Source organism: Sphingobacterium sp. UBA5670 (assembly GCF_002420705.1).
GTDB lineage: Bacteria > Bacteroidota > Bacteroidia > Sphingobacteriales > Sphingobacteriaceae > Sphingobacterium.
The window spans coordinates 12,686-27,711 of the sequence record NZ_DIIM01000008.1; the positions used below are offsets into that span (position 1 = coordinate 12,686).

17 protein-coding genes are annotated in these 15,026 nt (G+C 39.7%); 7 read left to right on the forward strand and 10 right to left on the reverse strand.

The window, feature by feature from the left end; all coding sequences use genetic code 11:
* Positions 1–15 precede the first annotated feature (15 nt).
* The 4 genes from B3C94_RS08080 to B3C94_RS08090 form a co-directional block, all read right to left on the reverse strand.
* The gene (locus tag B3C94_RS08080; RefSeq protein WP_293901721.1) at positions 16–669 is read right to left on the reverse strand and encodes a class I SAM-dependent methyltransferase; all 654 of its coding nucleotides are present in this window, start codon (positions 667–669) and stop codon (positions 16–18) included.
* Between the two features lie 139 nt (positions 670–808).
* The gene (locus tag B3C94_RS23525) at positions 809–940 is read right to left on the reverse strand and encodes a hypothetical protein (RefSeq protein WP_414712646.1); all 132 of its coding nucleotides are present in this window, start codon (positions 938–940) and stop codon (positions 809–811) included.
* Entirely contained in the window at positions 924–1,082 is a 159-nt protein-coding gene (locus B3C94_RS08085; protein ID WP_293901724.1) for a hypothetical protein, read from the reverse strand. Before B3C94_RS08085 ends, B3C94_RS23525 begins: the two co-directional genes overlap by 17 nt.
* A 35-nt stretch (positions 1,083–1,117) precedes the next feature.
* A complete protein-coding gene (locus B3C94_RS08090; RefSeq protein WP_293901727.1) occupies positions 1,118–1,795 on the reverse strand; it encodes a hypothetical protein in 678 nt (225 codons plus the stop codon).
* 168 nt (positions 1,796–1,963) lie between these two features.
* Between B3C94_RS08090 and B3C94_RS08095 the strand changes: the two genes are divergently transcribed.
* Entirely contained in the window at positions 1,964–3,052 is a 1,089-nt protein-coding gene (locus B3C94_RS08095; protein WP_293901730.1) for a hypothetical protein, read from the forward strand.
* Between the two features lie 152 nt (positions 3,053–3,204).
* Here the strand turns inward: B3C94_RS08095 and B3C94_RS08100 are convergent, their stop codons facing one another.
* A complete protein-coding gene (locus B3C94_RS08100; protein WP_293901733.1) occupies positions 3,205–3,387 on the reverse strand; it encodes a hypothetical protein in 183 nt (60 codons plus the stop codon).
* Between the two features lie 164 nt (positions 3,388–3,551).
* On the reverse strand, positions 3,552–3,782 hold the full coding sequence (locus B3C94_RS08105; protein WP_293901736.1) for a zeta toxin family protein: 231 nt from the start codon (positions 3,780–3,782) through the stop codon (positions 3,552–3,554).
* A 461-nt stretch (positions 3,783–4,243) separates the two neighbouring features.
* Here B3C94_RS08105 and dinB point away from each other — a divergent pair, with 461 nt between their 5' ends.
* Entirely contained in the window at positions 4,244–5,425 is a 1,182-nt protein-coding gene (dinB, locus tag B3C94_RS08110) for a DNA polymerase IV (RefSeq protein ID WP_293901739.1), read from the forward strand.
* A complete protein-coding gene (locus tag B3C94_RS08115) occupies positions 5,406–8,342 on the forward strand; it encodes a DNA polymerase III subunit alpha (protein ID WP_293901742.1) in 2,937 nt (978 codons plus the stop codon). The genes dinB and B3C94_RS08115 overlap by 20 nt, the downstream gene beginning before the upstream one ends.
* A 78-nt stretch (positions 8,343–8,420) precedes the next feature.
* On the opposite strand, the gene B3C94_RS08120 is transcribed toward B3C94_RS08115, so the two are convergent.
* A complete protein-coding gene (locus tag B3C94_RS08120; RefSeq protein WP_293901861.1) occupies positions 8,421–8,771 on the reverse strand; it encodes a fatty acid desaturase in 351 nt (116 codons plus the stop codon).
* Positions 8,772–8,876: 105 nt separating this feature from the next.
* Between B3C94_RS08120 and B3C94_RS08125 the strand changes: the two genes are divergently transcribed.
* Positions 8,877–11,099 carry a glycosyltransferase gene (locus tag B3C94_RS08125; RefSeq protein WP_293901745.1) on the forward strand — a complete coding sequence of 741 codons (2,223 nt, stop codon included), beginning with the start codon at positions 8,877–8,879 and terminating at the stop codon, positions 11,097–11,099.
* Between the two features lie 281 nt (positions 11,100–11,380).
* The gene (locus tag B3C94_RS08130) at positions 11,381–11,503 is read left to right on the forward strand and encodes a hypothetical protein (RefSeq protein WP_293901748.1); all 123 of its coding nucleotides are present in this window, start codon (positions 11,381–11,383) and stop codon (positions 11,501–11,503) included.
* Between the two features lie 247 nt (positions 11,504–11,750).
* On the opposite strand, the gene B3C94_RS08135 is transcribed toward B3C94_RS08130, so the two are convergent.
* Positions 11,751–11,942: a cold-shock protein gene (locus tag B3C94_RS08135; protein ID WP_293901751.1), complete on the reverse strand. Its 192-nt coding sequence runs from the start codon at positions 11,940–11,942 to the stop codon at positions 11,751–11,753.
* 966 nt (positions 11,943–12,908) lie between these two features.
* Here B3C94_RS08135 and B3C94_RS08140 point away from each other — a divergent pair.
* Positions 12,909–13,274 carry a response regulator gene (locus B3C94_RS08140; protein WP_293901754.1) on the forward strand — a complete coding sequence of 122 codons (366 nt, stop codon included), beginning with the start codon at positions 12,909–12,911 and terminating at the stop codon, positions 13,272–13,274.
* A 20-nt stretch (positions 13,275–13,294) separates the two neighbouring features.
* Here B3C94_RS08140 and B3C94_RS08145 read toward each other — a convergent pair whose 3' ends face one another.
* Together B3C94_RS08145 and B3C94_RS08150 are read right to left on the reverse strand one after the other, a co-directional pair.
* Positions 13,295–13,660, reverse strand: a complete 366-nt coding sequence (locus tag B3C94_RS08145; protein WP_293901757.1) for a dihydroxy-acid dehydratase — start codon at positions 13,658–13,660, stop codon at positions 13,295–13,297.
* An 8-nt stretch (positions 13,661–13,668) separates the two neighbouring features.
* A complete protein-coding gene (locus tag B3C94_RS08150) occupies positions 13,669–13,902 on the reverse strand; it encodes a dihydroxy-acid dehydratase (protein WP_293901760.1) in 234 nt (77 codons plus the stop codon).
* A 196-nt stretch (positions 13,903–14,098) separates the two neighbouring features.
* Here B3C94_RS08150 and B3C94_RS08155 point away from each other — a divergent pair, with 196 nt between their 5' ends.
* Entirely contained in the window at positions 14,099–15,016 is a 918-nt protein-coding gene (locus B3C94_RS08155; protein WP_293901763.1) for a fasciclin domain-containing protein, read from the forward strand.
* Positions 15,017–15,026 lie beyond the last annotated feature (10 nt).

Consider the following 15,026-nt stretch of genomic DNA (forward strand, 5'->3'; position numbering starts at 1 on the left):
TGCAGTTTCGGGTTTTTATTTTTGCATACTAAAAGTTGTAAACGCTCTATTTACCAAGTCTCCTGTTTTACTTTTTACTGTTTCGGTCTGTGTACATGAACCAATTATTTTGAATGATGTTTTGTCAATAAGCTGTTTAAGTTTTTTGTCGTCGTAGAGAGTAAATCCAAATTTGGTAAATGGCAATTGTTTCATAAAGTCTTTTTGAGCAAAAGTTATATTCAATATTCCATTTGGTTTGATTACACGATATATTTCGGATAATAAAAGTAGAGGATTATCCCAAAAATAGATCGTATTTACCGTAAACATCTTATCAAAATAATTGTCGTCATAAGGAATCCTCAAGCCGTCATAAATATGAAAAAAGGCTACCTGATTGTTTGTATATTGACGGTTGATTTGTATGGCTTCCTTGTTCATCAATTCAGAAATTTCAAGCCCGTAATAGATTACACCGCTTTTTTGTTCCAATACAAAAGGCAAATGTTTACAATTTCCGTGTCCAAGTTCTAAAACAACCTCATTATCAAGAATGTTTAATTGCTCTATTGAATGAAGTGTCATTTTGATGTTAGTTTCATTCATCATATCGGAAATTTCAATCCCTACCGTTCCATTTGGTTGTCTTAACTGCGTTGCTAATGTTTTTAAATCTACTTCATTCATTGTTATAAATATATTTTAGTTCGATAGTGTTATCGAACTGTTATCTTTCATTCCTTTACTCTTTTAATGGTACAAAGCTCAGGAATGCGGTAATTGTAGCTGTTACATTATTTCGAGAAAATATTGTATAATTTATCAGTCAATAATATGAAGTTAGTCCAAGTGTGAAAAATGTAAATTTAACAGCGTTTGGTTTTATTTTATCAACGAGGTCATGAACGTAAGTATCATCCGCAGAGCTCCAAATGGCCAGTTTAAAATCTCCAGCCATCTCTGATAAAAAATAGTCTAAATTTGGACGGACATATTACATAATAAGGCCCTACAACAAAGTCTTCCCGCTGTTCCAGCTTATCTTTTGTAGCGTAAAGCAATGTTTCGTCCAAATCCAATACCAAAAGAGTTTCCTTCATATTATTTATACTGGTTCATTTCCGGGGTTCTGACTTTAATATCCAAATTCCTCAAAGTTCGCCCGGCCCATTGCTATCCAGCTTTCCCAATATGATCGACCCGTAGATCCAGCACCGTTTGGGTCGATAGTATAAAAGTCAGCGATTACTTCAAAATGTTTTCTTGTATTAGTTTCGTTTAAAAAATGGGTTAAGCATGCCAACATCTTGTTGAATGACGAAAAGATAATTTCGCTCAGTCCGTCGAGTTCACCATCATATTCATGGTCGTAGACTCTAATCGGATAATCATTTTTTTCGACAGTGCCTCTCATATCAAATACCAGTGGTCCAGTATCATTACCTTCACTAGCAAACGGAATCAGGCCAAGTGGGATGGGTTGTTTAGGTAGGTACCAATCCAGATTAGCTGTTATTTCCGCTAGCGGTTGAGAAGGCAAGGAGTGAGGTAGTCTGACTATTGAACAATCACAGTCCGCAAAGAAATAGCGCTTATGCCATTCAATAAAGCTAACGGGTAACGAAGTGCCAAATTCTGCAGCCACTTTTTTGTAATCATCATTACTTAATGATCCAGGAATAAGCTTCCATTCGTACCAGCCATCTTCGTTTACCTCGGATGCCATCATTTCCTTTGGAACATCTTCTGTGTAAACAGAATTTACATCTCTGGTCAAATATGCATTAAAAAATTGTTCGATATTGTCGGTCATTTGCAGTCAGTTTTATCGCTTTAAAAGTATCAATTTGCATCTAAATATTAAAAAAAGTTTTTGATTGTTGGATAAATTTGGCTCTCTCTCAGCATTTCCGTAGACTCTATTTTCTAATTTGTTGAATTTCGTATATTTGAGAGTTATGCAAAATAATACCAAGGCATCGTGACAGTAGTAGAAAATTATAAAACTGAACTCGACTTAGTTCGACAGAATCCCAAACTCTTGGACAATTATCGCTTTGACGATGATGCCATAGATTCAAAACACTTTGACCGATTAAGACTCAATATTGCGATTTACAATGACCTTAAACAGACGGACTATGAAATCGTAAAATATCTTTTTGCAGAAGAAAAGGAATGGCGAAAATATGGGAAAGACGGTGATGTTGATAATTTATATTTCTGTGCTTTCATTCTGACACTTTTCAATTCACCTGAAACCGTTTGGTTGTTTCTTGAAGCTAAAAATATTGATTTTGACAGCGGAATCGGGTTTGATGGCGAATATCTGGTTTCTGCAGGAATTAAAGAAACTTACCAATATATAGAAACAGCGTACAACCCAAAGAAAACCGAACTGTTAAAGTATATTGGAGAAGCGGAAGAAAGTTGTATTTATTCGCAAATAGACATTGACGATTGGAAAGAAGAGAAAACGTTCTATTTCAAAAGTTACAAATTACCCATTCAAGACGAGCTGTACTTTCTTTATTCGACAAATGAACGGGAACTATTTTTGAAGAAACTACCTGAATGGATCAATCAAGAAAGAGCGTGGACTTATGAAGAACTAAGTTTATATAGGACATACGCGAAATATGCAAACGACAAGTTTTTAGAGATTGAGGCGTTTAAATTGACACTCAAAAAAAATGATAAAGATTTTCTAACCGAAGAATACAATCAACAACTGGCAGTATTATATGTTGAAACCGGTGAAAATACTAAAGCTCTTAAAATCCTTGAGAACATAATAAAAAGAACAGATAACAGCAATATTGTACGGGATTGTATTGAACAACTTTGCAGAATAATTATTAGAACAAACAACTCATCAGATGAGATCTCTAAAAATTCATATCATATTATAAAAGTTCAACATAAAAAGTACAGCAGCTTTTCTCCAATGGTGGAGGGTTTAATTAAGGACGTTACAGAAATAATGAAAAAGGAAAAAATTACAGTACCTAACAACAGTTCGCCGAAAGCGGGGCAGACGTGGTGGAAGAAATTTTTCGGTGCTGAATAAATTATTGAAGTAGTCAAGACCTAGTCTTAAATTAGCAACTTGTAAAATAGGTCAGAATTATAACCGGACAAGAAAAATCATCAAGAACAAACTGGGGGCGGGGGTAGAATTTACCCAACATTTAAGAAATGTAATAAGAGCCTGTAAAGTAACTATTTTGGTAAATTCATAAGTAGTTCCTTTGCAGGTACTTCTTGAATTTTACCATCAATTTTTACCACCAAACTCTCACCCTTTGCAGCACTTTCTTCTGCCAATTTTCGTAAAGCCTTTTGCACTCCTAAACGAATTTGTTCAGCAAGACTGATATTTTCAATATTTACCTTATCGTTCATTATGGTATTTCGATTTTAGTGATGACCAAATTTTGCTATTTGAAACGAATTCTCCAAATTTATCACCATGAGCAATTATTTCGGGTATTAGATTCATGTTATCAAAACCAACCATCGATCACATATCGGAATATAAATGTTAAACAGGTTTCTAAACTAGAATGTTATTGTCTTTCTATCACATCAGATGGAATATTGTGTCCCCCGTTTTCTACTCTCTTCTTTACACGTTGTATGGCTAGTGAAGGTGAGTCGAGCCAAAAATATAGGATAGTGACTGAATAGCCCTTTTTTTGAGCATCGATTACTAAATTTTTATAGCTTCGAGTGAAGAGCGTTGTTTCAAATGCAAAATCAGCTTTATTCTTCATCAATTCCGCTATACGCTCCAACATAATTCGTTAGGTGTGTTTTGAATTTCTCCACCGTACAATTCCAGCATGTCCGAAATATACCTTTTCACGTCAGCATCAAGAAGTTTCAGTTGGGTAGTGGCACTAACCAGTTCATTATTTTCCTTTTTAAGCCTGGCTTTGAGGTGTTTCCAATAGTTTCGGGTTTTGGACACCAATATCTTTAGCGATATCGGAGCGAGCTATGGATATTTCTTTGGCGGACGCTCTACCAGCTATGAGAAGACAATGCAGAAGGTGTAGGTTGTTGGAGGGATAAATAATGAGTACCCCCACTTGTTTGAGCAAAGCCCCAGCTATAAATTATATCGCTGACAATGAATGTAATAAAAATTAAACCATTATGCCTCCTTGATTGTTTGCTAATAATATTAGTAATTTTGAGCTGAGCAACTACCAGATTAATAGAAGCCGGCGGACGGCTTTTTATACAATTGAAAGACATGGAAAGGAGTATAGTACATTGTGATCTTGATACATTTTTTGTATCTGTAGAGCGACTGCAGAACAGCAAGCTCATGGGCATGCCTGTGCTCATTGGGGGAAGTAGTGACCGTGGGGTAATAGCAAGCTGTTCTTATGAAGCCCGTAAGTATGGTGTGCATTCTGCCATGCCCATGCGACTGGCCTTACGGATGTGCCCTGAGGCCATCGTTGTGCGGGGAGATCATGACCTATACAGCCATTATTCGGGAATTGTAACCCAGATAATCGAGGAGGATACCCCCATTGTCGAAAAAGCAAGTATTGACGAGCACTATCTCGACGTTACGGGAATGGACCGTTTTTTTGGTTGCTGGAAATGGACCCAGGAACTGCGGCAACGGATTATCAAAGAAACGGGACTTCCCATCAGTTTTGGACTTTCGGTCAACAAAACAGTTTCCAAGATCGCGACCGGACAGGCCAAACCCTGTGGCGAAAAGCATGTCAACAGCGGAACAGAAAAAGGATTTCTGGCGCCATTGTCCATCCGAAAAATACCGATGGTCGGAGAGAAGTCCTTTACACTACTCCGCAACATGGGTATCTCCAGAATCGGTACTTTACAGCAGATGGAAGTATTTACCATGCAGAAAGTGCTTGGTGAGAATGGTATCAATATCTGGCGCAAAGCAAATGGACTTGACGATTCTCTCGTCGTACCTTTCCGTGAACAGAAATCCATGTCCAAGGAAAACACCTTTCAACAGGACACAATAGATATGGATATACTGCGCCGGACTTTGATCGGTATGGTCGATACACTGGCCTTTGATCTGAGAAAAGACCAGAAACTGACCAGCTGTGTTACGCTCAAGATCCGATACAGTAATTTCGATACCCATACCCAGCAGTTGTCCGTTTCCTATACTAACTCGGACCGGAAACTCACAGATGTTGTGCTTTCCCTTTTTAAAAAGCTTTATAGCCGGCGGATGCTTATTCGCCTTATCGGAATCAAGTTTTCTGGACTGATCTACGGCTCCTATCAGACCGACCTTTTTGATGATAGCGCAGAGGAGGTCAACCTGATGCAGGCCATGGATAAGATCAGAAAGCGATATGGGTCTGAATTTTTGATGAAAGGGATCTGCGCACCGCTGCCGGAGAAAGGAGGGGGAGATGCTTTTAAATCTACATAGCTACTTTAGCCTTCGATATGGCACCCTCAGTCTACAGGATCTCATTTCTGGAATGCTGGCGGGAGGCTATGATACTGCTGTGCTGACCGATATCAATAACAGTTCGGGATCGCTGGACTTTATCAAATTGGGGCGAGCGGCCGGACTCAACCTGCTGGCTGGAATGGAGTTTCGCAACGGCGATCAGCTTTGCTTTGTTGCCATTGCCAAGAACGAACAAGGTTTCCGTGAGATCAACGAATACCGCACCCGGCTCAATATGGAAAACCGTGCGGTACCAGAGCGTGCGCCCGGTTTTGATCAGGTCTTTGTGATCTATCCTTTCCATAAAATAGATGGCTTTGTACTGCGTGATTTCGAATATATCGGAATAAGACCGGGCGAACGTACCAAAGCCCAGTTGATGGAACGGCGTATCCTTGACCGTTGTGTGATCCTTGCACCTGTCAGCTTTCGTAAATCCGACTACACCCTGCACCGGCAGTTAAGGGCCATTGACAACAATCTGCTGATTTCGCAGCTCGAAAGCCAGCAGGTTGCCGCCAACGATGAGGTATTTGTTCCCAAGGCAAAACTGATGCGGCTATTTTCGGAACTGCCGCAGCTGCTTGCCAATACCAACCGTATGCTGGGGCAATGTTCCTTTGGCTTTGATTTTACAGGCGTTAAGAATAAAGCAACTTTTACAGGCAACCGTTATAACGATAAACAGCTGCTGTATAAGTACTGCATGGATGGTTTTACCAGGCGCTATGGCAAGAATGACCGGATCGCCACAGAACGGATCCAGCGGGAACTAGAGATTATCGAAAATCTGCGTTTCTCCAGTTATTTCCTGATTACCGACGATATCTGCCGATATGCACGTGGCCGTAATTTTTATTATGTGGGCAGAGGATCCGGCGCAAATTCTGCAGTAGCGTATTGTCTTGGTATCACGGATGTTGATCCCATTTCGTTAAATCTTCCCTTTGAGCGTTTCCTTAATCCCAAAAGGAAGAGTCCGCCGGATTTTGATGTTGATTTTAGCTGGAACGAACGGGATGAGATGTACGACTATATCTTCAACCGCTATCAGACCGGTCACACGGCATTGATGGGAGCAATGAGCACTTTCCGATCAAGGAGCATCCTGCGCGAGCTTGGAAAGGTCTACGGTCTGCCCAAGGCGGAAATTGATAGGCTGGTTCATGAACCTGAACATCTGCTCAATAAAAACGAGGTGACCAATACGATCCTGAGCGTTTACAACCGGATGGCCGACTTCCCGAACCAGCGAACAATCCATGCCAGTGGCGTGCTTATTTCTGAGGAACCGCTTACCAGTTATTCAGCGATGGACAATCCACCCAAAGGACTGCCGACCATGCAGTTTGATATGTATGTGGCCGAAGATATCGGTTTTGAAAAATTCGATATCCTGTCGCAGCGCGGTATCGGGCATATCAAAGATTGCCGCAGCATTGTACGCGAAAATCTCGGGGTAGTCATCGATACAGACAATCCAAAACGTTTTTTTCAGGATCCGCTTATTGCCGCGCAGCTTAAATCGGCCAATACCATTGGATGTTTCTATATTGAAAGTCCCGCCATGCGACAGCTGCTCACCAAATTGCGCTGTGATGATTACCTCACTTTAGTAGCGGCGTCTTCTATTATCCGGCCAGGTGTTGCAAGTTCCGGAATGATGGGCGAATACATCCGTCGCCATCATGATCCCTCCACAGTGGTCTATCCGCACCCTGTTTTTAAAGAACAGCTGGAGGAAACTTATGGCGTGATGGTCTATCAGGAAGACGTGATGAAGATTGCCAATGCCTACGGTGGACTTGATATGGCCGATGCAGATGTATTGCGCCGCATGATGTCGGGCAAATATCGGAGCAAGGACCATCTGATTGAGATCGAAGACAAATTCTTTTCAAACTGTAAGGCAAAAGGATATGACGAAAAGGTGAGCCGCGAGATCTGGCGCCAGATGGAAAGTTTTGCTGGCTATTCCTTTAACAAAGCACACTCAGCATCCTTTGCGGTAGAGAGTTATCAGAGTCTTTTTCTGAAGACCTATTATCCCCTGGAGTTTATGGTTGCGGTGCTCAACAATTATGGTGGTTTTTATAACCGCAAGGTTTATGTAAACGAAGCACGTATTGCAGGCGGGAATATTTGTCTGCCATGCGTCAACCAGTCCGTCTTCAATACCTCCATTAAGGGAAAAGATATCTATCTCGGATTTGACTGTATTCTCAATCTGGAAGGAAAACTAGCAAACCGGATCATTGAGCAGAGGGAATATGCCGGTCAATATCGTAGTCTGGAAGACTTTGTTAAAAGAACACAGGCCGGGCTCGAACAGGTAATCCTGCTTATTCGGGTCGGTGCGCTGCGGTTTATAGGTATAGGCAAAAAACAGCTGCTGTGGGAAGCCCATCTGTTGATGAGCAAACACAAACCCGCAGTGACCAGTATGGCCCTTTTTGAGACCGAGAGCCGTAAGCCGATCCTTCCGCCACTGGAGGAGGATATTTTGGAGGACTATTATGATGAGATGGAACTCATAGGGTTCTGTGTGACAGGTACATTATTTGATCTGACCAAAAGTGATTATCGTGGTGATATACCGTCGAAAGAACTTGGGCTACATGAAGGTAAAATCTTACGTGTCGTGGGTGATTTTGTCTGTGAGAAATTCGTCAAGACCAAGCGGGGAGACCTGATGAAATTTGGAACCTTCCTTGATGCGGATGGCTATTTCTTCGATACAGTGCATTTCCCGCAGAGTCTGGCAAAGTATCCATTGCGGGGTGCCGGTATCTATCTAGTGGAAGGAAAGGTTGTCGTCGAATATGGATGCCCATCTATTGAAGTGATCCGCTGTGCTAAGATGCCCTTAAAACCCGATCCAAGGAGTGAATAAGAAGTTTTAAAAAAATATAGCGAAGAAAACATAATAAATAATTACGAGTTAATATGCCTTACCTGTCAATAATTAAGATCATTGTTCACCTGTATGGCGCATGAGGAGTTTGACACGGTTATAGGAATTTTCGGTAAGGTCTTCCGCAATAGGTTGGTGGTTTGCATTGGCCAGGAAACAGTATAAAAATCCATCTTGTGCGTTATAAGGATCACCGGGTTGATCTGATTTTGCATGATGTACGTGATGTGAGATCACATATATTTCTTCTGGTATGACGTTGATCGTGAGATTTTGTGTGAAAAAACGCCAAAATCCATTCCGAAATTTGAATGCTCCGTGTGTGGCAAATCGATGATGCCATATCGTTCCGTGGGTGCCCATAACGATCATGCTATAAATGAATGCAGCCGCTACGGTCCACCAGATTGTGTTCTTTCAGTTTATTTTCGTATATTTATAAACCTCCCTACGTGCAGTACCTTGTCGAATACAAGCAGATCGTATGCAAGGACTCCACTTAAAAATCCAACAATGATTTCAGCAACCAAAAGAGGAATAGCGTTCCTATCCACCTATCCTCCACGCGCCTGCGGTATTGCGACTTATACTACAGATCTGATGAAGGCTATCTCAAGTAAATTCGAAGAGTCGTTCCGGCTAATTCCTATACCGATAATAGATGATCATACATCACAATATGATTGCCCATTGGGCAAATTGGATATAGCCGATCCGCTTTCTTTCGACAGTATTCTTACAAACATTTTATTTGATCAGGGTATCAAATTAATCTGTATCGAACATGAGTTCGGCCTTTTCCTAGGTCAAGAAGCTGAGTTCATATCTTTCCTTTCGAATCTTAATAAAGCACAAATTGCAATTGTTGTGACTTTCCACACAGTGTTGCCGGCACCAGATCGTACGCTGCTTGATCATGTATATCGAATAGCATATCATTGTTCCCAGATAATCGTTATGACACAGGGATCCGCAAATATCCTGACGGATATTTACAAAATTCTTCCTAATAAAATAACGGTAATAGAACATGGTACACATTTAGCTCCAGCAGTAGATAAAAACGCCATTCTTGAGAAATACAGTCTTCTGGGCAATAAAATCCTCAGTACATTTGGTTTACTTGGTCCTAGCAAGAGTATAGAAACCACACTATATGCACTGCCTGCTATCATTGAACAACACCCAAATGTAAAGTTCCTTATCCTAGGGATGACACACCCTAATCTTCTGCGGAGTAATGGAGAGGCCTATAGAAACCAACTTGAGGCGATAGTTAATCAATATGACATTTCAGATCATGTCCGATTTGTTAACGAATTTCTTTCGACGGAAGAGTTGCTGGCTTATCTATCGATCACCGACGTGTATCTTTTTACATCAAAAGACCCTCTACAAGCGGTTAGCGGCACATTTTCTTATGCGCTTAGCTCTGGGTGCCCTATTGTGTCAACACCAATTCCCCATGTAAAGGAGGTTTTAAAAGAAGATATGGGTACCATAATCGACTTTGAAGACTCTGATCAGCTTGCGGCTGCCGTCAATCAGATTCTGAATGATGAACTTAAAATAAGCAGGATCCATCATGTGAACCTTCAAAAGATGGTCAAGAGCTCCTGGCAGAATGTTGCTATTGCCCATGTTTGCCTTTTTGAGCTTCTTATAGATCAAAATAGGGATATGATCTACTCAATTCCACCAGTCAACCTGGATCATATTTTCCGAATGTCCGAGAAGCGCGGGTTTGTTCAATTTGCGGATATCTCATCTCCGGACCTAGCAAGTGGTTATGCGCTGGATGACAATGCAAGAGCGCTAATAGTCATGTTACATCATTATAAATCATATGAATCTTATGAAGATATTGCTCTGATTCAGAAATACCTGGATTTCATTGCTTATTGTATGCAAAGAGATGGCACGTTTTTGAATTACGTAGATGGGCACGGTAATTTTACGGTGCAAAATGGACAGGAAAATCTTGAGGATGCCAACGGACGGGCAGTCTGGGCCCTTGGCGAAGTGATTGGCCTGGCTGATCTTTTGCCTGAAAGAATAGTAAAACTTGCTTTAGAGCTTTTAGAGCGGGCGTCAAGACATGCGATGGTTTATTATTCGACACGATCGATGGCCTTTACCATTAAGGGCCTGAGTTTTATGAAGAGCAAAAATTATAAGGCTATTATAGAAGTCCTGGCGGATCGTTTGGCGGCCATGTTTGAGCAGGAGAGCACTGCAGAATGGCAATGGTTTGAATCTTACCTGACTTATGGCAACAGTGTTATCCCAGAAGCCATGTTGATCGCCTATGAGGCTACTGGGAATAGTACATATAAAGATATCGCTTATCAATCTTTTGATTTCTTGTTGAACAGGATTATCGTAGACAATGAGATTCATGTGGTTTCCAACAAAGGCTGGGCCCAGCGCGGCCAGCCGATATCTGAGCCCCGGGGAGGCGAGCAGCCCATTGATGTAGCTTACACCATTATTGCACTTGATAGATTTTATAAGTTCACAAAAGATGAGCAGTATAAGAAAACGATTCGAATAGCCTTTGAATGGTTTTTAGGACGGAATCATCTTTGTCAAATTGTTTATAATCCAGTTACAGGGGGGTGCTTTGATGGGTTGGAAGAGCATGAGGTCAATATCAATCAAGGTGCAGAATCCACCATAAGTTATTTAATGGCAAGACTTAAAATGGAGGATTACAAGGGGGAAAGAGCGAATTAATTTATTTTGAACAATTAACGCCTTATTGTCAAATATTATTGGTATATTTATTAAAGTGATCTACTATTTCATATAACCCAACTCTGTAGATCCAATATGATAAATTCATATGTTTTATCTTTAAATTCTCCAAGATATATCATCCGGAAATTTTTAATTCAACAACTAGCAGCTAGCGTACTTTTATTGAGAGAATACGTTTTGGCTCAACATTACTTTTCCCGATCAAATATAAAAATTGAAGAGGATGAGATCCTTACACACTATAAAATCAATATATCATGAGTAAAGACGCTAAAAAGGAAAAAAGTACTAAAGAGAAAACCCAGTCTTCCTATCAAAAAGAAAAAGATACGGTCTCTAAAGATTTAACAGACAATGTCTTCCGTAAAAAAAGAAAATAGGCGATTAATATAATAGCTTATTGCTTGCACTTGCACAATGGCAGATTAATTTGGAGCGGGTATAAAGGCTGGATTATTTAGACCAGGCTTTTGCTCGCTTTTTTCTTTGAGCAAATATCGGTATAGTATATCGTATTCTATGATGTACAATTGTCAAGTTTCATCGCACAAAAAAAGCATAACAGTTTCCTGTTATGCTCTTTGGAAAATAAACCAGTCATCTTCCAAAATGGACTATTCTACTTAATTATGCCTTACGTACGTTAGTTGCATTAATGCCTTTTTTTCCGTTCTCTAGATCGAATGTTACGCTGTCGTTTTCGCGGACATCACTTACCAAACCCGTTACGTGTACGAAAATATCGTCACCACCATTTGCTGGTGTAATAAAACCGAAACCTTTGTTTTGATTAAAGAATTTTACTGTTCCTTCTTGCATTGTATTATATTTTATTTTATTTAATGTATTTTCGTTATATCCATGGTAATGGCATTTTGGCCAGTACGATAGTAATCTATTTGTTCGCAAGAATGATGATTTGTATATTAAAGAGGATTGATGGAATCACGTTTAACGATACTGCACCTATTGTTTTGATAACAAAATGAGCTTCTGAAAATGCCAAAACTGAGGGAAAGAGAAATGCTTAACGATTCAGAAGAGCAAAGGCGGAGCCTGATTATATCTCAAATGTAAGTATAATAAACTGGAATATAGCAGTTTTATCTTTTTATTTTTTTCTAATGATCTAGATCGGGGTATGATACAGGATTTCTCTGAAAATAATATCTTGGTTAAATATCAAAATAGCTATTCTATTGGGATCCAAATACTTCAATATCTGGTGTTATGTTTTCGAATCTTATGCAATTAAATCTTTTATATATAAACAATATTTTGACAATTTTTCATATATTGTTTTACCTAAGATAAATGACCATCTTAATTGGGATTATTTCATATTTGCGAAGCGACTTGTCGTATTTACGTTGCAATAAGTGTTTATACGTTTTCGAATGAGTATACACGCGAAATATGGTAAATATTCTCACCTGTAGAACCAAAGCTCTTCAATGAATGTTCCACTATAAATACTTTAATAGCGATAAATATTTCAATAGGGCAACACCATTAAATGAGGCAATTGAAAAATCCCGAAAATATAACGATGACGAAACAATTCCTATCCGATAAAAAAAGTCCAATGTCCTTGTGGGGCAAAAGTTTAAACCTCCTTATTATACGGGCAAAATAATAATTTAAAAAGGTAGAGTCGATGCACAATTTCTGCGTATCTCTAATAGGAAGACAAAAATGAATGGATCTTACAGTCTGTAAGATCCATTTTTTATAAATGATGTTTAACAATGGGCATTTTACCCGCAGTACTAAAAAACAAACAACATGAAAAAGAAAATTGTGATATGTGATGATGACAAAGAAATATTGAATGCATTTTCTATGGCGCTGGAAGATCAATATACGATTGTTATAACCGTAGCGGACAGCTTAGTACTGGCAGAAGTGTTGGATAGTATAGATGCCGATATACTGTTTTTGGATATTCATATGTCGCCACGCAACGGAGATCTTGTATTGGGTAATCTCAGGAGCTCATCTAAACATGATAAACTGCCCGTGATCATGATTTCAGGCCATATTGACGGAAGGAGAATTTCAGAGGAGTGCGGGGCAGACGGTTTTTTAGCTAAACCTTTTGATCTTACCGACGTGGAAAACTACATACGAAGATTTGTTTATGAAAGTTAATCTTAGTATTGTATTTGGTTTTAAGTTGCCCCCTGCATCCCCGGGCCACCTTTGGGACCTTCGTAACGTATTACCAAAACATCGCCAGCTTTGATTTCACCGGCAAGATTGCCTACTATGGCATCTCCTTGACTATCATAGCAAACCACAGTCCCCCTAAACTTCTTGTCGCCCGTGATTCCTGCGGATTTTACCACAGCTCCCTGCTCTGCAAGATTTCCAAATAGAATCGCCAATCCTCCAACAGGACTGTATGGATTGTTTATTGTATGTATGATTGTTGAGTCTTTGATCGCTGCATTTGCAATCTTTTTGAATAACATTTCGCCCCCGACCGTCATATTATCCAGAAGGATATGGTCGCTGCGCTTGGTCATTTCGTTCATTACCGCATTTACGCCTCCGGCGCGAGGACGTCTTCCATGTGAACGGTGCTTAAACTTGGCGATATTTTTGCGATGTGCGCTACTTGATCTGATATTGAATTAATTTCCCTAAGCTGAAAATCTACATCTGCTTCGTGAGCTATAGCAAGCATATGAACAACAGTATTGGTACTACCACCCATAGCCATATCCACTGCAAAAGCATTCTGGAATATATCCGTATAATATTTAGCTCTTCTCAACCTTTTTATTATTTTTATTAGAGTAATTTTATACTAATCTGCATCTTTTAAGGGGGGTAAAAATTGTTTTTTCGGATATATAAAAATAAAATGGTTTAAAAATGAACTATTTTATCCGGTTGGTTGTTTCTAAAATCAAAAGATTAAGATTTATATTATTATGAAACTCAACAGAAAAATCAAACAACTATCAGGTATGGCAGCAGCCTTAATGGTATGCTCAATTATGACAGTGTCGTGTAGTAAAGACGACGATAAGCAGATGGAGACTTCCGGAAACATCTCTGCAATGGTATCCATGAATAAGGATTATTCCATATTAGCAACTGCTGTCACGAAAGCCGGTTTAAGCGAAACCTTGTCCTCTACAGGTCCTTTTACTGTGTTTGCACCAAACAATGAAGCGTTCGAAAGCTCGGGTATCACGATGGCAGATATCAACAATATGTCTGCGGAAACTTTGAAGTCCGTTTTATTATACCATACGCTAACATCGAAAATAGTCGCATCTAATGTGCCTGCCGGTCCTAATGCAGAAGTGAAAACAGCAAACGGAGCCAATGTTTATGTCACTAAAAATGCCAATGGTGTATTTTTAAACGGTTGGGCAGTAAACTCAGCAGATATGATGGCTACAAATGGTGTAATTCATGGTATTTCACATGTGCTTATGCCACCAACAAAAAATATTGTAGAGTTCGCTACATCTAATAGTAATTTATCGTTTCTTGTTGCCGCAGTATTAAGGGCTAGTCAAGGCACTACAAATGTTGCTCAATTGTTAAGTGGGTCAGGTTCGTATACTGTTTTTGCTCCTACAAATCAAGCTTTTATCAATGCAGGTTTTACCACAATAGCCTCCATTAATCAGGCTGATCCGTCGGTGCTGACAAAGATTTTGACCTACCATGTTCTTTCAAACAGGGCATTTTCTTCGGATCTTTCAGATGGACAAATGCTTAGCACACTCAATGGGGAGAAGATTACAGTGAAGTTGTCTGGAAAGGCTATGCTGAAAGGTAAGAGCAACACTAGTGAGTCAACAATTACAGGTCTAAATATGCTTGCTACAAATGGCGTGGTGCATGTTATTGACCAAGTTTTACTACCTTAATTGAAATGTG